This is a genomic window from Streptomyces sp. NPDC034099, from assembly GCF_055575415.1.
In genome coordinates, this window is the sequence record NZ_JBVISR010000006.1 from 327,697 (window position 1) to 350,843 (window position 23,147).

General features: G+C 71.7%; 21 protein-coding genes and 1 pseudogene. 15 read left to right on the forward strand and 7 right to left on the reverse strand.

Annotated elements, in window-relative coordinates; translation table 11 throughout:
• Positions 1 to 11: 11 nt before the first annotated feature.
• On the reverse strand, positions 12 to 782 hold the full coding sequence (locus ACZ56V_RS20045; protein WP_468943921.1) for an IclR family transcriptional regulator: 771 nt from the start codon (positions 780 to 782) through the stop codon (positions 12 to 14).
• A gap of 208 nt (positions 783 to 990) precedes the next feature.
• On the opposite strand from ACZ56V_RS20045, the gene ACZ56V_RS20050 reads away from it, so the two are divergent.
• From ACZ56V_RS20050 to ACZ56V_RS20080, 7 genes are all read left to right on the forward strand, one after another.
• A complete protein-coding gene (locus tag ACZ56V_RS20050) occupies positions 991 to 2,493 on the forward strand; it encodes an aldehyde dehydrogenase family protein (RefSeq protein WP_467382228.1) in 1,503 nt (500 codons plus the stop codon).
• Entirely contained in the window at positions 2,490 to 4,241 is a 1,752-nt protein-coding gene (locus ACZ56V_RS20055) for a thiamine pyrophosphate-binding protein (RefSeq protein ID WP_468943925.1), read from the forward strand. The genes ACZ56V_RS20050 and ACZ56V_RS20055 overlap by 4 nt, the downstream gene beginning before the upstream one ends.
• A gap of 141 nt (positions 4,242 to 4,382) precedes the next feature.
• A complete protein-coding gene (locus tag ACZ56V_RS20060; RefSeq protein WP_467382232.1) occupies positions 4,383 to 5,534 on the forward strand; it encodes an ABC transporter substrate-binding protein in 1,152 nt (383 codons plus the stop codon).
• 7 nt (positions 5,535 to 5,541) lie between these two features.
• Positions 5,542 to 6,411, forward strand: a complete 870-nt coding sequence (locus ACZ56V_RS20065; protein WP_467382234.1) for a branched-chain amino acid ABC transporter permease — start codon at positions 5,542 to 5,544, stop codon at positions 6,409 to 6,411.
• A complete protein-coding gene (locus ACZ56V_RS20070; RefSeq protein WP_468943929.1) occupies positions 6,408 to 8,243 on the forward strand; it encodes a branched-chain amino acid ABC transporter ATP-binding protein/permease in 1,836 nt (611 codons plus the stop codon). Before ACZ56V_RS20065 ends, ACZ56V_RS20070 begins: the two co-directional genes overlap by 4 nt.
• Positions 8,240 to 8,974, forward strand: coding sequence for an ABC transporter ATP-binding protein (locus ACZ56V_RS20075; protein ID WP_467382238.1), 735 nt, complete (start codon positions 8,240 to 8,242; stop codon positions 8,972 to 8,974). Before ACZ56V_RS20070 ends, ACZ56V_RS20075 begins: the two co-directional genes overlap by 4 nt.
• A gap of 155 nt (positions 8,975 to 9,129) precedes the next feature.
• Positions 9,130 to 10,005 (forward strand): shikimate dehydrogenase, encoded by an 876-nt coding sequence (locus ACZ56V_RS20080; RefSeq protein ID WP_468943933.1) that lies wholly within the window; start codon positions 9,130 to 9,132, stop codon positions 10,003 to 10,005.
• Between the two features lie 566 nt (positions 10,006 to 10,571).
• Here ACZ56V_RS20080 and ACZ56V_RS20085 read toward each other — a convergent pair.
• Positions 10,572 to 11,327: a DeoR/GlpR family DNA-binding transcription regulator gene (locus tag ACZ56V_RS20085; RefSeq protein ID WP_356371729.1), complete on the reverse strand. Its 756-nt coding sequence runs from the start codon at positions 11,325 to 11,327 to the stop codon at positions 10,572 to 10,574.
• Positions 11,328 to 11,577: 250 nt separating this feature from the next.
• Between ACZ56V_RS20085 and ACZ56V_RS20090 the strand changes: the two genes are divergently transcribed.
• The 4 genes from ACZ56V_RS20090 (at position 11,578) to ACZ56V_RS20105 (ending at position 16,369) form a co-directional block, all read left to right on the forward strand.
• Complete coding sequence (locus tag ACZ56V_RS20090) at positions 11,578 to 12,645, forward strand: 2-keto-3-deoxygluconate permease (protein WP_468943936.1); 1,068 nt, start codon at positions 11,578 to 11,580, stop codon at positions 12,643 to 12,645.
• A gap of 46 nt (positions 12,646 to 12,691) precedes the next feature.
• On the forward strand, positions 12,692 to 13,957 hold the full coding sequence (locus ACZ56V_RS20095; protein ID WP_468943939.1) for a RuBisCO large subunit C-terminal-like domain-containing protein: 1,266 nt from the start codon (positions 12,692 to 12,694) through the stop codon (positions 13,955 to 13,957).
• A gap of 1 nt (position 13,958) precedes the next feature.
• Positions 13,959 to 15,263, forward strand: coding sequence for a four-carbon acid sugar kinase family protein (locus ACZ56V_RS20100; protein WP_468943941.1), 1,305 nt, complete (start codon positions 13,959 to 13,961; stop codon positions 15,261 to 15,263).
• A gap of 62 nt (positions 15,264 to 15,325) precedes the next feature.
• Positions 15,326 to 16,369 (forward strand): alcohol dehydrogenase catalytic domain-containing protein, encoded by a 1,044-nt coding sequence (locus ACZ56V_RS20105; RefSeq protein WP_468943944.1) that lies wholly within the window; start codon positions 15,326 to 15,328, stop codon positions 16,367 to 16,369.
• On the opposite strand, the gene ACZ56V_RS20110 is transcribed toward ACZ56V_RS20105, so the two are convergent.
• The 3 genes and pseudogenes from ACZ56V_RS20110 to ACZ56V_RS20120 form a co-directional block, all read right to left on the reverse strand.
• On the reverse strand, positions 16,323 to 17,093 hold the full coding sequence (locus ACZ56V_RS20110; protein WP_467382250.1) for a B3/B4 domain-containing protein: 771 nt from the start codon (positions 17,091 to 17,093) through the stop codon (positions 16,323 to 16,325). The genes ACZ56V_RS20105 and ACZ56V_RS20110 overlap by 47 nt on opposite strands.
• 47 nt (positions 17,094 to 17,140) lie before the next feature.
• Positions 17,141 to 17,788, reverse strand: a complete 648-nt coding sequence (locus ACZ56V_RS20115; RefSeq protein ID WP_468943947.1) for an FMN-binding negative transcriptional regulator — start codon at positions 17,786 to 17,788, stop codon at positions 17,141 to 17,143.
• A gap of 26 nt (positions 17,789 to 17,814) precedes the next feature.
• Positions 17,815 to 17,923: pseudogene (locus ACZ56V_RS20120) on the reverse strand (EamA family transporter); the annotation flags it as partial.
• A gap of 111 nt (positions 17,924 to 18,034) precedes the next feature.
• On the opposite strand from ACZ56V_RS20120, the gene ACZ56V_RS20125 reads away from it, so the two are divergent.
• Together ACZ56V_RS20125 and ACZ56V_RS20130 are read left to right on the forward strand one after the other, a co-directional pair.
• The gene (locus ACZ56V_RS20125; protein ID WP_398918465.1) at positions 18,035 to 18,745 is read left to right on the forward strand and encodes a FadR/GntR family transcriptional regulator; all 711 of its coding nucleotides are present in this window, start codon (positions 18,035 to 18,037) and stop codon (positions 18,743 to 18,745) included.
• Positions 18,742 to 19,992 (forward strand): CynX/NimT family MFS transporter, encoded by a 1,251-nt coding sequence (locus ACZ56V_RS20130; RefSeq protein WP_398918463.1) that lies wholly within the window; start codon positions 18,742 to 18,744, stop codon positions 19,990 to 19,992. The genes ACZ56V_RS20125 and ACZ56V_RS20130 overlap by 4 nt, the downstream gene beginning before the upstream one ends.
• Before the next feature lie 73 nt (positions 19,993 to 20,065).
• Here the strand turns inward: ACZ56V_RS20130 and ACZ56V_RS20135 are convergent, their stop codons facing one another.
• Positions 20,066 to 20,470 carry a hypothetical protein gene (locus ACZ56V_RS20135; protein WP_468943952.1) on the reverse strand — a complete coding sequence of 135 codons (405 nt, stop codon included), beginning with the start codon at positions 20,468 to 20,470 and terminating at the stop codon, positions 20,066 to 20,068.
• A gap of 238 nt (positions 20,471 to 20,708) precedes the next feature.
• On the opposite strand from ACZ56V_RS20135, the gene ACZ56V_RS20140 reads away from it, so the two are divergent.
• Together ACZ56V_RS20140 and ACZ56V_RS20145 are read left to right on the forward strand one after the other, a co-directional pair.
• Entirely contained in the window at positions 20,709 to 21,341 is a 633-nt protein-coding gene (locus ACZ56V_RS20140) for a bifunctional 4-hydroxy-2-oxoglutarate aldolase/2-dehydro-3-deoxy-phosphogluconate aldolase (RefSeq protein ID WP_398918460.1), read from the forward strand.
• Entirely contained in the window at positions 21,338 to 22,399 is a 1,062-nt protein-coding gene (locus tag ACZ56V_RS20145) for a sugar kinase (protein ID WP_468943954.1), read from the forward strand. The genes ACZ56V_RS20140 and ACZ56V_RS20145 overlap by 4 nt, the downstream gene beginning before the upstream one ends.
• On the opposite strand, the gene ACZ56V_RS20150 is transcribed toward ACZ56V_RS20145, so the two are convergent.
• The gene (locus tag ACZ56V_RS20150) at positions 22,381 to 23,052 is read right to left on the reverse strand and encodes a fascin domain-containing protein (protein WP_356372007.1); all 672 of its coding nucleotides are present in this window, start codon (positions 23,050 to 23,052) and stop codon (positions 22,381 to 22,383) included. The genes ACZ56V_RS20145 and ACZ56V_RS20150 overlap by 19 nt on opposite strands.
• Positions 23,053 to 23,147: the final 95 nt, after the last annotated feature.

A 23,147-nucleotide genomic window follows, 5' to 3' on the forward strand; every position in this document is an offset into this window, starting at 1 on the left:
CGGCGTACTGGTTAGGTGCGCGGCCCCAGGGGGTGCTGGAAGCCGTGCGAGGCGATGCGGGCGGCCGTGTCGAGCAGGTCGCGCGCGAAGTCCTCGGTGGCTCCTTCCGGGATGCGCGCGCTCGGGCCGCTGAGGGAGAGTGAGGCGACGACCACGCCCGACTGGGTGCGGATGGGTACGGCGACGGCGGTGAGGCCGATGTCGCGTTCACCGTGGCTGACCGCGTACCCCTGGGCGGTCGCCTCGTCCGCCCACAGGCGCAGTTGCTGGACGTGTGCGACGCCGTGCGGGGACTCGGCGGCCACTCGTTGCAGCAGTCCGTCCGTGGCTCCGATGAGCAGGACCTTGGAGGAGGCGCCGGCCCACAGGGGGAGTTCGTCGCCCACCCGCACCACGTGCCGCAGCGGTTGCGGACTCTCCTGCTGGGCGACGCAGACGCGGTGCACGTCCCGGCGGATCATCAGGTTCGCCGTCTCACCGCGACGGTCGACCAGCTCGCGCAGCAGCTTCTGGGTGTCGGGAGGCAACTCCCATGACGTGTGCGCGAGATGAGCCCAGCGCCAGAGCCCGGGGCCGGCCGTGTAGCCGCCCGGTGTCGCCCACAACAGACCGTACTGCTCAAGCGTCTGGACCAGGCGGACCACCGTCGTCTTGGGCAGCCCCGTGGCATCGACCATGTCCTTCAAGGGCACGGTGGGCTGATCTTCGGTCAGCAGCGACAGGATGTCCAGAGCGCGGCGCACACTTCGTACGCCACCGCCCACTCCTTGCTCCGCGTCCACGTCATCTCCTTCGTGAGGGGTGCCGCCGCCCGCCGTGAGGGCGCGGCGTCCGGGGCGACAGCCTTCACCAGTGCGGCTCCGTTCGGAAATCGATGGCTTCAACTTCCTTGCGCCGACCTATTGCCACGGCCTCTCGGCGCCCGTACGTTACACGCCAGTCCATAGAGCAGTCCACGGAAACCACTAGATGGTTTTTTCTGGAGACGTGATGCTGCAAGACCTGCTCAAGGCCGCCGATGCGAACGATGTCGTCGAGGCCCTTCCCTTTCTCTCCGGTTCCTGGGGTGGCGAAGGTCCACCCGCTGACCGAACCGGCCCCTACCTGCGACGGACCGTCAGCCGCGCACCCACCGCGACGGCCGCCGAGATCGACACCGCGGTCACCCGGGCGGTCGGTTACGCCCGGCAGACGGCCGACCTCGCGCCCGCCGCCCGGGCCGACATCCTGGAGGCCGCCGCCCGCAACGCCACCGCCCACCGCGACCGGCTGGCCCGCATCCTCGCCCTCGAACTGGGCAAGCCCCTGAAGGACAGCCGCACCGAGATCGACCGGGTGGCCTCCACCTTCGCCGTGTGCGCGGCCGAGGCCCGCCGCATCGACGGCGAGACCCTGCCCGTCGCCGGCTGGGCCACCGGCATCGGCAACACCGCCTTCACCTACCGCGCACCGGCCGGGGTGACCGTGGCGATCACCCCGTTCAACGCGCCCGCCAACCTGCTCGCCCACAAGCTGGGCGCCTCCTTCGCCGCGGGCAACACCACCTTGGTCAAGGCACCGCCCCAGGCCCCGGCCACCTCGGCGGCCGTGGTCGCCCTGCTCATCGACAGCGGCATGCCCCACCAGGCGGTCCAACTGCTGCACGGCGGAGGAGAAGTGGGCGCCGCCCTGTGCGCGGCCGGCCCGGTGAGCGTCATCAGTTTCACCGGCAGTGCCGAGACCGGGTCGGCGGTGGCCCGCGCGGCCGGCGCCAAACGGCTCGCCCTGGAACTGGGCGGCAACGCGGCCACCGTCGTCTGCCAGGACGCCGACGCCGCCGCGGCCGCCCGGGTCTGCGCGCGTACCGGTTACAGCAACTCCGGTCAGAGCTGCATCTCCGTCCAGCGCGTGTACGTGCACCGCAGCCTTTACGCGGAGTTCCTCGACGCCTTCACCGCGGCCGTCGACGCGCTGGTCGTCGGCGACCCCCTGGACGAGAGCACCGACATCGGCTCCATGGTCGACGAGACCGCCGCCGAACGCGTCGTGACCTGGACGCGGGAGGCCCGGGACCTCGGTGCGAGGGTGATCCGCGGCGGCACCCGCGACGGCGCCACCGCCGCCCCCACCATCGTCGCAGACCCGCCCGCCCACGCATCGGTCGTCGTCCACGAGGTGTTCGGAGCCCTGGTGGCCGTCCTGCCCTACGACGACTTCGACACCGTCCTCGACCAGTGCAACACCAGCAGGTACGGACTCCAGGCCGGCCTGTTCACCCATGACCTCACCCGCATCCTCACCGCCTGGCGGCGACTGGAGGTCGGGGGACTGATCGTCAACGGCTCCTCCAACTTCCGTCTCGACCACGTGCCCTTCGGCGGGGTGAAGGACTCGGGGTTCGGCCGTGAGGCCCCCCGCTGGCTCATCGACGACTACACCGTCGTCAAGACGCTCATGCTGCGCGGACTGTCCGTCTGGGGCGACAGCCGGGAGCTGCCCAAGGAGGACTTGTGACCACCGTGACCGCCGCCGAAGCCCTCGTCGCCCAGCTGGAGTCCTACGGCGTCGAATACGTCTTCGGCACCTGTGGACACACCAACATCGCCCTCCTCGACGCGCTCGGACCGAGCTCGATCGAGTTCGTCATCGCCCGCCACGAACAGGCCGCCGCGCATGCCGCAGACGGATACGCCCGCGCCACCGGCCGCCCCGGCGTCCTGCTCACCCACGTCGGCCCGGGCATGATGAACGCCGTCACCGGCGTCGCCACCGCGGCCCTGGACTCCGTACCCCTGGTCGTCATCACCGGTGACATCCCCTCCTACTATTACGGCCGGCACCCGCACCAGGAGGTGAACCTCCACGCCGACGCCGACCAGACCGCCATCTACCGGCCGTTCTGCAAGCGGACCTGGGAAGTGCAGCGGGTGCGGGACCTCCCGCGTGTCACCGAGCGGGCGTTCTTCACCGCCACCTGCGGACGCCCCGGCGCCGTGCTGGTCAACATCCCCATGGACCTGTTCAACCGGCCGGTGACGCCCTACGCCGGCGAGCATCCCCTGCCCGGCCACCTCGGCCGCCCCGGCCTGGACACCTCGACCGCGGAGCGGATCGCCGAGGCCCTGCTGGAAGCGGAACGCCCCCTGATCTACTTCGGCGGCGGCCTGCGCGGCCCTCGCGCCCGCGCCGAACTGCTGTCCCTGGCCGAGCACCTGGACATCCCCCTCGCCCACTCCCTGATGGGCAAGGGCACCGTCTCCGACACCCACCCCCTGTTGCTGGGCATGCCCGGCTTCTGGGGCCTGGCCAAGACCCATGAGCACACCAAGGGCGCCGATGTCGTCCTGGCGCTGGCCACCCGCTTCGCCGAGACCGACTCCAGCTCCTGGGATCCTGCCCACACCTGGAACTTCCCGCCGAGTCACCTCATCCAGATCGACATCGATCCCGCCGAGATCGGCCGCAACTACCCCGTCCACATCGGGGCCGTCGCCGATGTGGAACTCGCGCTGGCCGAGATCCACGCCGCCGTCCGTGCCCGCCGGGGCAACGCCCTCACCCGCCCGGGGCTGCGCGAGTCGATCCGGGCCGCCCGCGGCGGCGTCTTCGCCGCGGCACGGGAGGCCGGCCGCAGCGACGACTTCCCGCTGCGGCCCCAGCGCATCCTGACCGACCTGCGCGAGGCGCTGCCCGACGACGCGGTCCTGGTCACCGACGTCGGCTGGAACAAGAACGGCGTCGCCCAGTGCTACGAACTCCCCGAGACCGGACGCTTCATCACCCCCGGAGGCGCCTCCACCATGGGCTTCGGCCCCGCCGCCGCGGTCGGCGTGCAGATCGCCCAGCCCGACCGCGTCGTGGTCGCCCTCATCGGCGACGGCGGCATGAGTGCCCAACTGCCCGCGGTCCCGATGGCCGTGGAACAGGGCGCGCCCGTGATCTTCGTGGTCATGAACAACCGGACCCACGGAACCATCGCCGACCTGCAGGCCTCCTCCTTCGGGCGGTCCTACGGGTGTGAGTTCACCGATGCCGAGGGCCGCTCCTACAGCCCCGACTTCGCCCAGTACGGCGAGTCCTGCGGCGCCGACGGCTACACCGTCACCGCGCCGGGCGAACTGCGCAAGGCCCTCGAGGACGCCGTCGCCCGCCGCCGCCCCGCCGTGCTCGACGTCCCCATGGTCAACGAGCCGGTGCCCACCCCCGGCCACTGGAACATCAAGGACATCTACGCCGGCCACTTCCCGTCCGACGCGGTCTGAATCTCGACGGCCGCCGCTCCTGCCGCGACGGCCCCGCCCGCCGCACCGACCCCGTCGACCGGACCACGGCAGCCGGCCCGGGACGCGTCGCCTCCCCCACGCCGTCACTGCCCATCCACCGTCTACCACGAGGTGACCCTCATGACCCTCTCCACCCGTCCACGCACCGTTGTCACCGGCGCCGTGGCGCTGGCCGCAGCCCTGGCGGCCTGCAGCGCCCCCGGCGAGTCCGACAGCGACACCCGGTCCGACTCGGGCCCCATCAAGATCGCCGTCGTCAACGCCCGCAGCGGCCAGCTCTCTTCCCTGGGCGAGTGGGAGTACAAGGGCGCCAAGCTCGCCATCGACGAGTGGAACAAGAAGGGCGGCATCGACGGACGCGAGATCCAGATGAAGTCCTTCGACGACCAGGGCGACCCGACCACCGGCACCAATCTGGCCCGCAAGATCGACAGCGAGAACTACATCGCGATGATCGGCACCGCGGAGAGCGCGGTCACCATCGCCATGGCGCCCGTGCTGAAGCAGGCCGAGATACCGAACATCACGTCCGGCCAGGCCGACGGCCTCATCGACCTGAAGAGCCCGTTCCTGTTCCTCAACGGCCCCACCAGCACCACGTACGACTCCACGCTGGCCAAGTACCTGATCCAGGACAAGGGCTACCGGCAGATCGCGGTGATCACCAACAACGGTTCCTTCGGAAAGGGCGAGCACGACGCCTTCCTCCAGGCCGCCAAGGACCTCGGTGTCACCCCCGTCACCGACCAGGTCGTCACCACCGATCAGAAGGACTTCAGCGCCGCGCTCACCACGATCCGGGCCAAGAAGCCGCAGGCCGTCTTCATCGGCTCCGAGGAGGTCGAGGCGGGCCTCATCGTCAAACAGGCCCGCGACCTCGGCATCACCGTCCCGTTCGCCGGCGCCGCTCCCCAGGGCACCCCGGTGTTCATCGACACCGCGGGGAAGAAGGCCGCGGAGGGCACCATCGTCAGCTCCCCCTACCTGAGCAACGACATCAGCCCGGCCGCGCGGAAGTTCGCCGAAGCCTACAAGGCGGCCTACGGCGAAGAGGCCGAGCTGCACGGGGCCAAGGCCTACGACGGCACGAACATCCTCCTGACCGCCCTGAAGACCAGCAACGTCGCCACCGGCAAGAAGCTCGCCGACGCCATCCGCGCCACCGCCTACGAGGGCCTGCTCGGCCAGTTCACCTACGGCCCCGACGGCGTCGGCATCACCCGGACGACCATCGGCGTCATCCGGGACGGCAAGCTCGTCGAGCAGAAGTGAGAGCGACGTGCAGAACACCCTCCAGACCCTCGTGGGCGGCCTGAGTCTCGGCGCCGTCTATGCCCTGGTCGCCATGGGCTTCTCCCTCGTGTACCGCACCATGGGACTGGTCAACTTCGCTCACGCCGACATCGCCATGATCGGCGCCTACGCCGCATCCACGTTCTACATCACCTCCAAGCTGCCCTTCGCCGCCGCCATGGTGCTGGCCATCGTCATCACCGGCGCCATCGGCCTGGTCATCGAGCGTGTCCTGCGGCCCTTGGAGAACAAGGACTTCGACCTGATGCTGATCGGCACGATCGGCTTCGGCATCGTCCTGCAGGCACTGGCCGTCATCATCTGGGGCACCACGGGCCGCGCCGTGCCCTCACCGCTCGACTCGGCACCGCTGGACATCCTCGGCATTCGGGTCCGCACCTACGACCTGCTGGTCATGGCGGTGGCCGCGCTCGCCGTCGTCGCCCTCGCCTTCTTCCTCTCCCGCACCAAGCGCGGCGCCGCCATGCAGGCCGTGGCCATGGACCACGAGGCCGCCACCGCGGTCGGCATCGACGTGGGCCGCAGCAACGCCCTCGCCTTCGCCATCGGCGCCGGGCTCGCCGCCCTCGCCGGAGGCCTGGTGGGCCCCATGCTCTACGTCGACGCGGCCCTCGGCGGCGCCCTGGGCATCAAGGGCTTCGCGGCCGCGATGCTCGGCGGCTTCGGCTCCATCCACGGCGCCGTGGTGGGCGGCATCGCCATCGGGGTCCTCGACTCCTACGCCGCGGGCCACTTCCAGGGCTACTCGGTCCTGGTCACCTTCCTGGTCTTCACCGTGGCGATCATGATCCGGCCCACGGGCATCTTCGGTGAAAGGACGGTCAGCCGCGCATGAGGTCCCGACTCACCGCCGCCGGCATCCTCGCCGCAGCCGCGTGGGCGTTGCCCTACGGCCTGGGCGGCTACACGATCCACGTCGTCAACATCGCCCTCATCTACGCCCTCCTCGCCGTAGGCATGGGCCTCGCGATGGGCATCTCCGGCCAGATCAACCTCGCCCAGGTGGCGTTCTTCGGGGTGGGCGCCTACGCCGTCGCCATCCTCACCACCCACTACGGGTACGGCTTCTGGGTCTCGGCGGCGCTCGCGGTGCTCACCACGGTCGTCGTCGGCATGTTCGTCGGCATCCCCGCCCTGCGCATGCAGTCCCACTACCTGGGCATCGTCACCCTCGGCCTGGCGCTGGGCTTCATCAACTGGGTCACCAACGCCCATCTCACCGGCGGTGCCGACGGCATCTCGGGGGTCCCCGTCCCCAGCCTGCCCGGGGTGGACCTGTCCAGCGAGTACCTCTACTACTACCTGGAAGTCGTCGTCTTCGGCCTGGCCCTCCTCTTCGGCCTCTTCGTCGTCCACACCTCGCTCGGCCGCCGGCTGCGCGCCATGCGGGACGACGCGCTGGCGGCCGGAGCGATGGGCGCCGAGATCCCGCTGCTGCGCATGACGGCCTTCCTCCTCGCCAGTCTCTACGGCGGCCTCGCCGGTGTCCTGTACGCCGGGCTGATCCGCTACGTGGCCCCGGAGACCTTCTCCATCGGCAACATGTTCATCCTGCTGGCCATGGTCGTCATCGGCGGCCGCCGCTCGCTGGTCGGCTGTGTGGTCGGCGCCATCGGCCTGACCCTGATACGGGAATGGCTCTCGGACTTCTCCACCTACGCCCAGCTCGGCTACGGCGTCGTCGTGGTCCTCATGGTCGTCTTCGCCCCGACCGGACTGGCCGGTGTCCCCGCCCGGTTGCGCGACCAGTTCGAGCGGCGCCGCGGTACCCGGTCCTCTCGTGCCGAACTGCGTCCCTTCACCCCGTACGACACCGTGGAGCGGCCCTCGTCGCGGCCGGCCGTGCTGTCCGTCGAGGGCGTCACCAAGCAGTTCAGGGGACTGAGGGCGCTGGACGCCGTCTCCCTCACCGTGCACGAGGGGGAGATCCGCGGCGTCGTAGGCCCCAACGGCTCCGGGAAGACGACCCTGTTCAACGTCATCAGCGGCTTCTACCGGGCGTCGGCGGGATCGGTGGGCTTCGCCGGCGCGGACACCACCACCGCCCGCCCCTATGCCCTGTCCCTCGCGGGCCTCGCCCGCACGTTCCAGAACCTACGCCTGTTCGGGCAGCTCACCGTCCGCGAGAACATCCTGGTCGCCCTGGACCGCACCCGCACCCGCGCGATCTGGCAGTACGCGATCTGGCAGCCCGGAGTCCTCGCCCGCGAACGCCGGCTGCGTGTCCAAGCCGACGAGATCCTCGAACGCTTCGGCCTCGCGGACTTCGCGGAAGCCGACCCCTCCGCCCTTCCCTACGGCATCCAGCGCCGTATCGAGATCGCACGCGCCATGGCGTCGCGCCCCCGGCTGCTGCTGCTCGACGAACCCGCCGCCGGTCTCAACGGGGAGGAGGTCCAGCAACTGATCCGCATCGTCCGCTCCATTCGTGACAGCGGCACCACCGTCATCCTCATCGAGCACAACATGGGCCTGGTCATGTCCCTGTGCGAGAAGGTGACGGTCCTGTCCAGCGGCAAGGTCATCGCGGAGGGCACACCCCAGGAGGTCGTGTCGGCACCGGAGGTCGTCGAGGCCTACCTCGGCGACTCCGACCTGGGAGAGATCGGCATGGACACACCCGCTACCGATGAACAGACCGACCGCGCGAAGGAAGTAACCCCATGAAGGTCACCGGAGCCGACGCAGTGGAGCGACTGTGTGTCGAGGAACTGAGTGTGCACTACGGCGGCGTCCGCGCGGTCAGCTCCATCGGCTTCACCGTGGAGCCGGGCCAGTCGGTGGGCATCATCGGCGCCAACGGCGCAGGCAAGACGTCCACCCTCAAGGCTCTCATGGGCCTGGTGCCCCGCAGCAGCGGCCGCATCAGCCTGGGCGACCGGGACCTGACCAAGGTGAAGGCCAAGGACATGGTGCGCCACGGCATCGGCTACGTCCCCGAGGGCCGGCACGTCTTCCCCGGCCTCTCCGTCGAGAAGAACCTGATGCTGGGCGCGTACTCCCGGACCTGGGACAAGCACACGCACCAGCAGCTCGACGAGGTCTACGCCCTCTTCCCCGTTCTGAAGGAGATGTGCGAGCGCCTGGCCGGAGCGCTCTCCGGCGGGCAGCAGCAGATGCTCGCGATCGGCCGAGCCCTCATGACCCGGCCGCGTCTGCTGGTCCTGGACGAACCGTCCATGGGCCTCTCCCCGAAGCTGGTGGGCAACATCCTCGACGTCCTGCGCAGACTGCGCGAGGAGGGCCTGAGCCTGCTGCTCGTGGAGCAGAACGCCAAGCTCACCTTCGGGGCCACCAGTCACTGCATCGTGATGGAGAACGGCGAGGTCGCCATGAGCGGCACCTCCGCCGAACTCAGCCACGATCCGCGGGTCAGGGAGGTGTACCTGGGGCTGTGACCCCGATCCCCGCGCACTGCTCGGCTGACCGGGCGGAGGGGGACCGGCATGGCGACAGCCTGCGGCACTCCCTTGCGCGCCGTCCTCTTCCCGTGGCACATCCCGCCTGGTATTCATAACGAACCAGTTCGTACATTCGCTGCGGGAGCCATGCCGTGACGCAACACTCCTATCTTGTCGGGCTCTTCGGACCGGTCACCGGCTCCTTCCTGGAGGCCGAACTGCACCAGCGGGAGGCGGACCGGCACGGAGTGCGGTATCTCTGCAGGCGATTGTGCATCGAGACCGGGCCTCCTCAACGCCGGGGCATCGCGGCCTTCATCGCCAGAGCACGGGATCTCGGGTACTCGGGACTGGCCCTGGCCCATCCCTACCGGCATCTCATCAGCCCCTATGTCGACGAACTGACCGAGGCGGCCGCGTGTCGGGGCTCCGTCGACGTCGTCGTGTTCACCCGCGACGGACGGTCGACCGGGCACTCGACGGACGTTGCCGATGTCGAGGCGGCCTTCGGGCGAGGGCTGCCGGAAGCTCCCCTCGGCCACGTCGTGCAGTGGGGAGCCGGAGCCACGGGTTTCGCCGTGGCCGGGGCCCTCAGCAAGCTGGGAGTGGAGCGCTTGACCGTACTGGACGCGGAGCCCGGTCGGGCCGAGGCCTTGGCGGCGCGACTCAACGAGCAAGCCGATGTCTCGTGGGCCGAGCCTGTTCCCGCGGAGGCCCTCGCGGAGCGGCTGCGGCGCGCCGACGGCCTGATATATGCCGCCGACGGCGGAGATGCTGTCGCCGCGGACACGAGTCTCGTTCAGGCTTTGCATCACGGCCTGTGGATCTTCGACACACGGTGGGACCGGGTCCCCACGCCCCTCCTGCTCGCTGGTAGATCCCTGGGGTGCCGAGTGCAGCACGGTGGGGGTTCGCTGGTGAACGGAGCCGCCAGTGCCTTCCGGCTCATCACCGGGCTACCACCCCACACGCCCCATATGCTCGCGGATTTCGCCGAGTTGACGGCCGGCCCCCTGGCCCACACCTGACGGGAGAGCACGGGCACCTTGGTGCACCGCCCGGCGGCGAAAGCATGTCGCCGGTGCGCGGCAGCAGCACGCCGCGGGAGGCTATCGAGGGTGTTCTCGCTGGGCACCATCCGGTCGCTCTCGCCGTTCACCACCAGGACCGGCTGCCGGAGGCGCGACAGGTCCGCCGGAGCCTGGAATCCCCCTGGTGGATAGCCTTCAACTGGGCACGGAACGACGGTAGCGAGAGGGCGTTGTCGCGGGCGCCGTTGCGCTCCTTGAGTCGGTCCAGGAAGGCGCGCGCCGCCTTGCGGCCGCCCGGGGCGCCGGTGAAGAAGGGAGCTGTTTCGGGTCCCGGCGGGTCAGAACGGCCTTGAGGGTGTCCCGGACGGTGAGTCCGGTGACCCGGTCGATGCCGGGGCCTCCGGCGGGGCCGGTGCCCGCGAGGACGACCTTGCGCACGAGGGCGGGCTCCCCGGCGGCGAGGACCTGGGCAACCGGCGTCGTGCGGCGAGCCCGTCGACGACGCGTGGGTCCCCGTCCGCCGGGGGTGAACCTCCCGCGCTCCGGCCTCGCGGTTCGAACGGCTACGGAGCGACGACGACCTCCGCGAGGGCGGAGCCCAGCTCGGCGGGAGGCGTCCGGTCGGTGACGAGGACGTCGACGAGGGACAGGCCGCCCAGGGCCATCGCCTTCTTGCGGTCGAACTTGGTGTGGTCGGCGGCGACCACGACTCGGTCCGCGAGTCCGAGAAGTGTGCGGCGCACCTCGACCTCGGCGGGGTCGAAGTAGGTGATCCCGCGGTCGACGGACAGTCCTCCGCAGCCCAGGACCATCAGGTCCAGATGGATCTGCGGCCTCTCCTGCACGGCCGTGGGGGCGACCAGGCTCAGTTCGGGTGTCATGAGCCCGCCCAGGACGAGGACCCGGCTCCTCGTGTCGCGCAGCTCGAACGCCGCGTGGAGCGAGTTGGTGATCACGGTCAGATCGTCCCGGCCGGCGAGTTGTGCGGCGACCGCCGTGCAGGTGGTGCCGGTGTCGATGCCCACCGAAGCACCCGGTCCGACCAGCTCCGCCACACACCGGGCGATCCTCGACTTCTCCAGCGTCATCGTCGAGGAACGGGCTCCGTAAGCGGGTGCCCGGCGGGGCACGGCGCCGCCGTGCACGCGATCCAGCAGCCCCGCCTGGTCGAGTTCGGCCAGGTCCCGACGGATCGTCATACCGGACACTCCGAAGCGCTCGGCGAGGGTGCCGACGTCGACCTGCCGGGACTCCTGCAGTACGCCGAGGATGGCCTTCTGCCGGGAGTTGCGCACGGGTTCCACCTCGTCCTGAGCCACGCTCCTCACGCTATCCGGCCTCCTGTCGCGCGCTCCAACCAGGGGTGGAGCGTCCTGTCTCCTCGCTTCCAGCGATGTTCATATGAACATCCTCTGTGCTCCGATCGTACACTCGGGGGCCTGCTCGCGCGGATGCAGCCGACTGTTCACAGACCGATACGCAAGTGGCGACCTATTGACCTGCGGGATTTTCGTGGCTACGGTCCGAGCCACTCAATGTTCATTCGAACATCGCCGTTCGGAGGTCCCCATGGCTGTGCCCATCAAAGCCGGTATCGAGAAGGTGCCGGGCGGGCTGATGCTCGTCCCCATGCTCGTCGGAGCCGTGGTGCACACGGCGGCGCCGGACTCCGGAGAGTTCTTCGGCTCCTTCACCGGGGCCCTGTACACGGGCCTGCCCGCGATCCTGGCCGTCTTCTACGTGTGTCTCGGCGCGACCCTGGATGTGAAGGCGACGCCCTACATCGCGAAGAAGGGCGGCGTGCTGCTGGGGAGCAAGGTCCTGTTCGCGATGCTCGTCGGCATAGTCCTGGGCCGGCTCCTGGGGGAGTCGCCGGTCAGCGGCGGGGCCTTCGCGGGATTGTCCACGCTGGCGGTGGTGGCGGCGCTGAACGACACCAACGGCGGCCTCTACATGTCGCTGATGGCCCAGTTCGGACGCAAGCGCGACGTCGGCGCCTACAGCGTCATGAGTCTGGAGTCCGGCCCGTTCCTCACCATGGTCACGCTCGGTGCCGCCGGGCTTTCCGTCTTCCCCTGGCAGACCCTGGTGGGGGCGATCCTGCCGCTGGTGCTGGGGATGCTCCTGGGCAACCTCGATCCCGAGATGCGCCGCTTCCTGGCCCCCGCCGTGCCGGCGCTCGTGCCGTTCCTCGGGCTGTCACTGGGACTCACCCTCAACCTGACCGCCGTCTGGAAGGCCGGGCTGCTGGGGGTCGGGCTGGGTCTGTTCGTGGTGCTGGTCGGCGGGGCGGTCCTGCTGCTGGCCGACAAGGCGAGCGGCGGCGACGGCATCGCGGGCCTGGCCGCGGCGACCACCGCCGGCAACGCGGCCGTGGTCCCCTCGATCGTGGCCGCCGCCAATCCCGTCTACGCGCCGGCCGCCCAGTCCGCGACCGTGCTCATCGCCTCGTCGGTCGTGGTGACGTCGATCCTCTGCCCACTGATCACCGCGCTCTGGGCCCGGCGGGTCCTGAAACAGCCCTCCGGCCCCGGCCAGGCCGGCGAACCGACGGCCGACGACGGGACGCCGTCCCCCGCCCCGCAGCACCTGCCCGGCGGACATCCGGCAGCCGTCGCACCGCGCGACGCCGGCTGAGCCGTACGCCCCCCCCCGCACCAGAGCAGTAGAAACGGAGAGCACCATGCGTGACCAAAGGGTCGTGCGCTGCACGTACTACCTGGAGTCGGCGATCGATCCGGAACAGGCTGCCGCGGCCATGGCCGGGGAGCAGTCCAGCGGCACCTTCGTCGCCGTGCCCGGTGAGTCCCCCCGCATACGCGAACGGCATGCCGCGCAGGTCGTCGACGTGCGGGAGCTGGGGGTGCGCAGCCCGTCGCTGCCGTCGCGCACCCGCCCCGAGGAGGTGCGGGCCGCCCTCGCGGTGGTCGAGTTCCCCATGGAGAACATCGGCACGGACCTGGCCACCTTGCAGACCACCATCGCGGGGAACCTCTTCGAGCTCGGCGACCTCTTCGCCTGCCGCGTGCAGGACATCGAGCTGCCGGACGAGTTCGTCGCCGCCCACCCGGGCCCGGCGTTCGGCGTCCCGGGCACCCGCAGGCTGATGGGGGACGCCGAGGGTGTCATGATCGGCACCATCGTCAAGCCGAACGTGGGCCTCGCCGAGGACGAATTCCGGCTGATCGTGCGGGAGTTGGCCAGGGCCTCGGTCGACCTGATCAAGGACGACGAGCTGATGACCGATCCCGCGTACCTTCCGCTGGAACGCCGCATCGCCGTGGCCACCGAGGAGATCCGGGAGGCCGAACAGATCACCGGCCACCCGGTCATGTACGCGTTCAACATCACGGGTGACCTCGCCGGGCTGCGCCGCCGACACGACATGGTGGTCGGGGCGGGCGGCCGGTGCGTGATGCTCAACGTCCCCGTCATGGGACTGCCCGCACTGGCCTGGCTGAGGGAGTTCTGCGAAGTCCCCGTGCACGGACACCGTGCCGGTCTGGCCGGGGCGATGCGCTCACCGGCCCTGGGGATGTCGTACCGGGTGTGGCAGCGGCTGGCCCGCCTGGCGGGAGCCGACCACCTGCACGTCAGCGGACTCGGCAGCAAGTTCTACGAGACCGACGCGGAGGTCGCCGCGCACGTGCACAGTCTGCTCGAACCACTGGGGAAGACCCTGAACCCGGTACCGACCCTGTCGTCCGGGCAGAACGTCACCACCCCGGCGCCGACCTTCGCCGCCACCGGCTCGACCGACCTCCTGATGCTCGCGGGCGGCGGCGTGGCCGCGCACCCCGACGGACCGGCCGCCGGCGTACGCAGCCTCCGCGCCGCCTGGACGGCGGCCGTCGACGGCGTCCCCCTGGACACGGCCGCACACACGGCGGCTCGGGCAGGCGACCCGGCCCTCCTCCACGCCGGTCGCGCGTTCGGGGGAGTGGCCTGACATGCCGTACGTCAGCTTCGTCGCCGATGACCTGACCGGTGCCAGCGACGTCCTCGCCCAGGCCCACCGCCACGGCCTCGACGCCGTGCTCGTCCTCGGGGACGGCAGCAGGCCGCTCCCCACCGACTGCGACGTCGTCGGGATCGCCGGGCCGTCCCGTTCCCTCGGAGGGTCCGCCTTCGACGAACTGGTCCGCGCACAGCTGGAGCAGATCACCGCGGCCGATGCGGAGGTACTGATCTACAAGGTCTGCTCCACCTTCGACAGTTCCCCCGCACGCGGCAGCATCGGCCGGGGGATCGAGCTCCTGCACGAACGGTTCCCCCACCACGGCCCGGTCCCGGTCGCGCCGGCGCAGCCGGACTTCGGCCGGTACACCGCCTTCAGCAACCATTTCGCCGGCCACTCCGGCGGCGTGCACCGCCTGGACCGGCATCCCGTCATGGCGCACCATCCGTCGACCCCCATGCACGAGGCCGACCTGCGGCAGGTGCTCGCCGCACAGCTGCGCACCGGCGAGGCCCCCGCTGCCCTCCACCTCACCGCCCACACCGACGGCTCCTTCCGCGAGCAGTGGACGACGCTGCGCCGCTCCGACCGGGCCGCCTTCGTCGTGGACGCCGTCGAGGAGGGACACCTCGACGCCCTCGCGCTGGCACTGCGGGAGGACGGCACCCGACGGCGCCCGGCGATCGTGGTCGGCTCCGGTGGCATCATGGCCGCCCTCGCCCGCACCGCCGCCGGACGGGCCGGCATCGCGGACGGCGCCCAGCCCGCCTCCGGGCCGGTGCTGGCCGTCAGCGCCTCCGCCTCCAGCACGACAGCCGCCCAGATCGCCGACGCCGTCGCACACGGCTGGGCCGAACTGGCCGTGCCCGCCCAGCTGCTCAACGGGCAGGACCCGTCCCTGCTGGGCGACCTGGAGAAGCGCGCGGCAGCCTGGCTCGCCGCCGGACGGAACGTCGTCGCGCACACCACCCGCGGAACACAGGACCCGCGCTACGCCGCGACCGGCCCGCTCGACGTCTCCTACGTGGGCGAACTGCTGGGCACCCTGGCCGGGAACATGGCCGTCAAGGGACTCACCCGGGACATCGCCGTACTCGGCGGCGACACCTCCAGCCACGCACTCCTGGCCATGGGGGTGAGCGAGCTGCGCGTCTCCTCCCAGTTCGTCACGGCCGCCCCCGTCTGCCGCACCGACGACAACGCCGCGGCAGCCGGTTGCCGACTGCTGCTCAAGGGCGGCCAGGTCGGCCCGGTCGACGTGCTCGAACGCTTCGCGCACCCGACCCGCCCGGCCTGACCCACCGATCACCGAACCCGCCGGTCATCCCGGCACGCACCAGCAACGAAGGAGCCAAACCCATGAGGGCAGTCGTCAAAGCAGCCGCCGGCAGGGGAGTCGAGTACACCGCCGACGCGCCCGAACCGAAAGCGGGCGACGGCGCGGTCGTCGTCGAGGTCGCGGCCGCCTCGCTGTGCGGCACCGACCGCGAATGCTACGAGTGGTCACCGGCGGCCCAGGCGTTCAACCTGGGACTCCCCGTCGTCCTGGGGCACGAGGCGGCGGGCACCGTCGTCGAGGTGGGCGCCGGCGTGGAGAACCTGCGTGTCGGTGACCGCGTCGCGCTGGAGAGCCACCTGCCGTGCGGCCAGTGCTTCGCCTGCCGCACCGGAGACGCCCACACCTGCGAGCGCACCCGCATCCTCGGCATGCACTTCGACGGCGTCTTCGCCGAACGCGTCGCCGTGCCCCAGCGCATCTGCGTCCCCCTTCCCGACAGCGTGCCCCTGGAGACCGGCGCGCTCCTGGAGTCGGCCGGCGTCGCGGTGCACGCCGTCCAGCGAGCCGGGTACTCGGTGGCCGGCCGCGGCGTACTGGTCAGTGGCGCCGGACCGGTGGGGATGGTCGTCGCGCGACTGGCGTCCCTCATGGGCGCCGCCTATGTGATCGTGATCGAGCCGAACCCGTTCCGCCGCGCCGAGGCCGAACGGCTCGGGGTGATCACGATGGAGCCCGGGGACGGGGTCGCCGAGCGCAGCCGCGAGCTGAGCGGCCACCGCGGAGGTGCCGACGTGGCCTTCGAATGCTCCGGAGCGGCCTCCGCGCTCCCGCCTCTCTTCGGCGCCGTACGGCGCGAGGGCACGGTCGTGACCGTCGGGCACCCGGGCCGACCCGTGGCGATCGACGTCGCCGCCCAGATCAACAAGCGGGGCATCACGCTGCGCGGGATCTTCGGCCGCCGTCTGTGGGAAACCTGGGAGCAGACGCTGCTCCTGCTGAACTCCGGCCGTCTGGACCTGGACTGGCTGATCACGCACCGACTCCGCCTCGACCAGGTCGACGAGGCGATCGACCTGCTCACCGGGGACGCCTGCAAGGTGCTGCTGGTGCCGGAGCTGGGCTGACGCCCGCGCGGTCGCCGTTCCAGGCGGCGGCCGGACGCTCCCGGGTGAGGTGGAGCACCTGCGTCCGGTCGGTGTGCGGGGTGAGCAGCTCGCGCAGTTCCGCGGCGGCGGTCCTCAGCAGCCGGCCGTCGCGGGTGGCGTGGAGGGTTTCGAGGACGAAGGCGACGTGGGCGGAGTCCTCGGTGACGCGGGTGCGGTGGGCGTCGCGGTGGTTCCAGTGCCGGGTCAGGACGTCGGTGGTGTCGGTGTAGACGACCTCGCCGGGCCTGGGGTGCTCGGTGGTGTCGGGTTCGCCGAGCGGGGTGAAGGTTTCGGTGCCGTCGGCGTGACGGATGTCGACGTCGCCGGTGACCCGGTCGAGGTCGAAGGCACCGGCGGGCAGGCCGTGGCGGACGGAGACGGCGTTGTAGGAGTCGACGGCCGGGTTGATCCGGGGCAGGCTGCCCTTCTTCGCCAGGCGGCGGCCGAGGGCGTCGACGCTGGGGCGGACGCGGCGGGGGTTGGTGCCGAAGGAACGGTAGGCGATGTGCCATGCCTCGATGCGCGGGTCGCTCTCGTCGGCGGGCCGCCAGGTCCCGTCGGCGAGCTCCCGTTCCAGGTCCTCCAGGGCGGCGGTGGTGGCCGGCCAGGGTTCGTGGCCGCGCAGGCCGGTGGCGGTGACGACGGCGATGAGGGTGTCGGGGAAGGCGTCGGTGACGGCGGGGCTGAGGCGGAAGGTGGTCACAGGGGGTCCGTTCAGGAGGGTGGTGCGGAGCGCGAGGGGGTGAGCGGTCAGGATTTCCAGGTGCCGACGCGGCCCAGGCGGCGCGACTGCTGGTGGGCGGTGGGCGCGTCCAGACCCTGGCCGCGCTCGGTGAGCCGTCGGGCGGTGTCGGTGCGCTGCTCGACGGGTTTGTGGTCGTCGTACTTGAACTTCGCGCGGACCTCGGTGACGTCCAGGCGCAGTCCGCGGATGCCGGACAGCATCCGCCCGTACGGGGGCTGGTCCGCCTCGACGGGGGCGTGGTCGCTCTCCGGCTGGAAGTGTGCCATCTGCCGGCGCAGCAGCTCGGCCTTGTCCTCGGGGTCGTCGACGATCGTGGCCCGGCAGGTGAACTGGACGGCCGCGTAGTAGCTGGTCGGGACGCCGTCGGTGGGCGGGGTGCCGGGCTTGGCACGCCACGGACCCGGGATGAAGGCGTAGTCGCCGGTGACGGTGAAGGTGACGTTCGGGTCGGCCTCGATCGACTCCCAGACGGGGTTGGGGCGGGCGAGGTGGATCAGCAGGGTGCCGCCGTCGACGATGAAGTGGGTGGGCACGACGGTGGGCGCGTGCCCGGGCAGGCCGTTGACGCCGAGGATGCCGAAGTCGTGGCCGTCGGCGATCCAGGTCTGCCACTCGGCGTCGTCCAGGGCGGCGTCCCAGGGGTGGATGAACATGCAGGGTTCCCTTCCGGGGCGTGGGGTCAGGTGAGGGCGAGGAGGCTGACGGCGACGGCGCCCAGGCCGATCAGCTGCCCGCGGTGGATCCGCTCGGGTCAGGACACCACGGGCCAGCAGGACGGTCCCGGCCGGCCCCGGCTCCGTGAGCTGACCTGCGCGGCAGGGCGGGCGGTGCCGGAGTTCAGGAGTGCCGCGCCGCAAGGTGTGATGTTCAAACGTCTGATGTTTGTGTAGGGTGCGGTCATGAAACGCATCAGCGCACCACGGCGGGCGGCCAGCCTGTCCGCCCAGCTCGTGGACAGTCTCCGGGCACACATCGAGGCGGGGGGCTGGCCGGTGGGGACGCGGATCCCGCCGGAGCAGGTCCTCATGGAGGAGCTCGGGGTCGGACGCAGCACGCTGCGGGAGGCGATCGGCGCCCTGGTGCACCTGGGGCTGCTGGAGCCCCGGGCGGGGGACGGCACCTACGTCCGTTCCTCCAGCGAGCTCCAGTCGGTCATGGTGCGGCGGGCGAGTTCCGTGCAGCGGGACAAGGTGCTGGAGCTGCGGACCGTTCTCGAGGAGTACGCCTCGGGAGCCGCGGCCCTGCGCCGGAGCGAGGAGCAGTTGCGGCAGCTGCGGGAGCTGGTCGCCGACGCCGACGCGGCCAACGCGGGTGAGGACACGGCCGCGGCCACGAGCGTCGACGCCCTGTTCCACCGGGCCGTGGTCCGGGCGAGCGGGAACGACCTGCTGATGGAGGTGTACGACCACCTCGGTACGGCACTCACGTCGGCCCTGGGCGGTCTGCCCTGGGACGCCGCCCTCGCCGAGGACCACGCCCGCCTGCACCGGCGGCTCGTCGACGCGATCGAGGCCCGGGACGCGGGCGGTGCCCGTACCGCGGCGGCCGCGATCGTCCGGCTCACCCGCGACCACGAGAACGACGCGTCACGAGCGGTGGAGGAACAGTGAGTCCGCAGTCGCCTTCGGCATCCCGTCAGCGCTCCGCCTCCCGGTCACCGGTCGCCGACCGTGCCGGCACCGCAGGGCCCACCCTGTCGGTCGGGCTCGTCATCGCCATCTGCCTGGTGGCGGCCAACCTGCGCACCACGCTCACCGGTGTCGGCGCGCTGCTGCCGGAGATCGAGCGCGGCAGCGGCCTGACGTCGAGCTGGGGAGGGCTGCTGAGCACCCTCCCGCTGCTGACCTTCGCGGCGACCTCGCCCCTGGTGGCCCGGGCCTCCCACCGGTGGGGCAGCGCCCGCCTGCTGGTGGCGGCGCTCGGAGTGCTGGCCGTCGGAACGGTGGTCCGCTCCCTCCCCTCGGTGATCTGCCTCTTCGCCGGAACGGTGATCCTCTCCGCGGCCATCGCCTTCGGCAACGTGCTGCTGCCCGCCCTGATCAGACGCAACGTGCCCGCGCACCGCATCCAGGGCGTCAGTGCTCTCTACGTGACGGTCATGGGCCTCATGGCCGCGGTCTCCTCCGGAATCTCCGCGCCGCTGGCCCACAGCGTGCCGGGCTCCTGGCACACCGCGCTGGCCTGGGGCGTCGCCTTCACCGTCGCGGCGTTCCTCGCCTGGCTGCCCCGGATGCGGGGTGACAAGCCGCAGGCGTCGGCCGGCGGGACCCACAGCCCCGTGCCCTGGCGGTCGCGGGTCGCCTGGCAGGTCACCTTCTTCATGGGCCTGCAGTCCCTGGCCTTCTACACCGCCGTCGCGTGGCTGCCCAGCATCCTGATCGACCGCGGCACGAGCAGCACCACGGCCGGATGGATGCTGTTCTACTACCAGGTGGTGTCGCTGGCCGCCAGCAGTCTCCTGCCCCTGCTCACCCGGGGCCGGCACGACCAGCGCTGGATCGCGGCCGGGGCCTCGGTCCTGGTGGCGGCCGGTTTCACCGTACTGGTCGCCGCCCCCGCGCTGTCCGTCCCGGCGTGCACCCTGCTCGGACTCGGCGGCGGCGCGTGCCTCGTCCTCGCGCTGAGCTTCCAGAGCCAGCGCGCGGGCAGCTCCGGCGAAGCCGCCGCGCTGGCCGGCATGGCACAGTCCATCGGCTACCTCGTGGCGGCGGCCGGGCCCCTCCTCCTCGGCATCCTGCACGACACCACGCGCAGTTGGACCCTGCCGCTCACCGTCCTGGCCGTCCTGGGGATCGCCACCGCGGTCGCCGGGCACGGCGCGGGACAGGACCGCCACATAGGCCGGGCCTCGCGCTGACACCACGTGGTCGCACGGCCGGCCGGCCCGGCGGTGAGCCGGCCCGGTCGGCCGTGTTCGGGTTCGCCGTGGGTCAGTGGTGGCCGTGCGGCCGCAGCCACTGCGGCCGGTGGGCAGCGGGGCGGCGGTGTCCGGCCGCCGGCTCGTCCGCGGTGTCCGTGCTGCCGCCCGAACCCTCCAGGCGGCCGGCCATCGCGTCACGCTCGGCGGTGGCCCGCCTGGCGGTCTCCCGCTGCGTGCGGCGCTTCTTGCCGCGGTGGCGCGCCAGTACCGTCCCGGCCATGAGCATCCACATGCCCAGGCCGAAGATCAGGGTCAGGGCGATGCCGCCGAGAAACGCCCCGAGCGTACTGATCGTGAATGGCTCGCTCCCCAGCAGCGTCACGGTGTAGTCCGGACCGCCGGACAGGTTGTACGCGATCAGCAGGCCCGCGAAGGCGGCGGCGCCCGCCATGAGCAGGAGGCCCAGCACCAGCATGTCTCTCACCTCGTCGTACGTGGATGTCCTCCGTCCGGGTCACCATCAGAAATGGGGCAAAACGCGCAACTTGGATGTGCCGGGTGACGCCTTTCGACGCGTCGGCCAGCCGTCGCACCGCCTCCCGCACCGCCCGGCCTCCGGGCGAGGCGCGGCGGCGTTCTACCCTGGCCGCCGGATGCCGCCGTGTGCGGGCCGACGCCTGTGACCCCTGATGCCCGGAGTAGGAGACCCGCCTGTGGATCTGCGAGCCGCCCTGGAAGCCCACCGCCTCGTCGCCATCGTGCGCGGCGGCGACGCCGACGCCGCGCTGCGCACCGTGCTGACGCTGGCCGAGGAAGGCGTGGAGCTCATCGAGGTGTCGCTGACCGGCAAGGACGCCCTCCTGGTCATCGAACGCGCCAGAGCGGCCCTCGGGCCCGACCGCCCCCTGGGCGCCGGCACGGTGCTCACCGCCGACGACGCCGTGGCCGCCCACCGCGCCGGCGCCGACTTCGCGGTCACCCCGGGGCTGGGGGAGGGCGTCACGGCGGCCCGGGAGCGGGGCATGCCCGTCCTGGCCGGCGTCATGACACCCACCGACGTCATCACGGCGCGCAGCCTCGGCGCCACCGCGCTGAAGATCTTCCCGGCGGCCCAGGCGGGCGGACCGGCCTATGTGAAGGCCCTGCGCGGACCCTTCCCGCACGAGGCCCTCGTGCCCGTCGGCGGCGTCGACGAGGCGGCGGCCCGCGCTCACCTCGCCGCCGGCGCCACCGCGGTCGGGGTCGGTTCCCCGCTGATCGGCGACGCCGCCGACGGAGGCGGCCTCGACGGCCTGCGCGCCCGCGCCCGCTCCTTCCGCGCCGCCGTGCGGGAGGCCCGGCCGTGACCGGCGCACGGCCCATGCCGGAGAGGGACGGCGACACCGCCGCACCCGAGCGTGAGAACACCGACGCCGATCCGGACACGAGCCCCTGGCGGCCGCCGCGAGGGCCGGTGGTGTGCCTGGGGGAGACCATGGCGGCCATGGCCCCGGCCCCCTCGCAGTCACTGGACGACGCCGGGTCCCTGTGCCTCTCGGTGGCGGGCGCGGAGTCGAACGTGGCCATGTACCTCGCGGACCTGGGCGTACCCGTCTCCTGGCTCTCCGCGGTCGGTGACGACGCGCTCGGCCGGAGGGTGCGCTCGGCCGTCGCGCGGGCGGGCGTGGACGTCTCGGGCGTGCGTACCGACCCGGCGCGGCCGACCGGCCTGCTCCTGAAGGACCCGGGCACCAACGGGACCCGCGTGCACTACTACCGCACGGGCTCGGCGGCCTCGGCCCTCGGCCCCGGCCTGCTGGACGACGCCCGGATCGGCGGGGCCGCCCTGGTCCACCTGACCGGGGTGACGCCCGCCCTGTCCCCGTCCTGCCGCGCCCTGGTGGAACGGGCCCTGCACACCCCGCGGGAGCGGCGCGCCCACGCCGTCAGCTTCGACGTCAACCACCGCCCCGCACTGTGGCCCCCGGACACGGCCGCCACGGTGCTGCGGGAGCTGGCCGACCGCGCCGACATCGTCTTCGTCGGACTGGACGAGGCCCAGGGCCTGTGGGGCGCCGACCTGCGCGCGACGGACGTCCGCCGGCTGCTGAGCCGCCCGCGCGTCCTCGTCGTCAAGGACGGCGGGCGGGGTGCCACCGCGTTCACCGGGCACGGAGTGTGCACCGTGCCAGCCCTGGCCACCGAGGTCGTGGAGCCGGTCGGCGCGGGCGACGCCTTCGCCGCCGGGTTCCTCGCCGGACTGTGCGGCGGCAGAGATCTCACCAGGGCCCTGCGGCTGGGTCACCTCACGGCCGCGTCCGCGCTGAAGGTCGTCGGGGACCACGGACCCCTGCCCGACGAGGACACCATCGAGACGATGCTGGCCCTCGCCGAGCAGGACTGGTGTCAGGCGCCGATGTCGTAGAGCGCGAACTCCTCCCACGAGCCCGTCACCTCGGTGGAGCGGGCGCGCAGCGCGTACTGGAGCGAACCGGTGTAGCCGTTCTCCATGGCGACGAAGAGCCCGTTGAGCGTGGACTGCAGCGCCCAGCGGTCCAGGGTCTCGTTGTAGTAGAGGACGAACCGCTCCCAGCCGCCCACGCTGGTGGAACGCGCGCGCAGGACGTTCTGCGCGCTGCCGGTGTAGTTCTTCTCCACCGCCACGTAGCGGTTGTTGGCCAGGGAGCGCAGCGCGTAGGTCTCGGTGGCCTCGTCCCACTCGAAGGCGTAGCTCTCCCAGGAGCCGCCGAACTCGGTCGAACGGGCCCGCTGGAGACCGGTGTTCGGCTCGGCGTAGTTCTTCTCGGTGGCCACGAAACGGTCGTTGCGGGCCGACTGCACGGCCAGCAGCTCGGGCTCCGCGGCCGCGGCGGCGGTGTCCCCGGCGGCGAGCGGGGCCCGCCGGGCGTCCTGCTCCCCGGTGATCCGCGCCAGGGCGGTCGCGTCCACCGCCTCCCAGCCGGCCGGAGCGGCGGCGGGCCCGTCGGCGCGCGGGGCGGCGACGGCGGTGGGCACGGTCAGCGCGGACGCCGCGAGCAGGGCGCTCAGGGACAGCAGGACGGAGGTCGTACGTCGCACGGTGATTCCTCGGCTTTCGTCATACGGATACCGGGGCGGCGGGACGGAGATCCCGCGGGGAAAAGGGCACCCAGACATGACGGCGTCACCCCCGA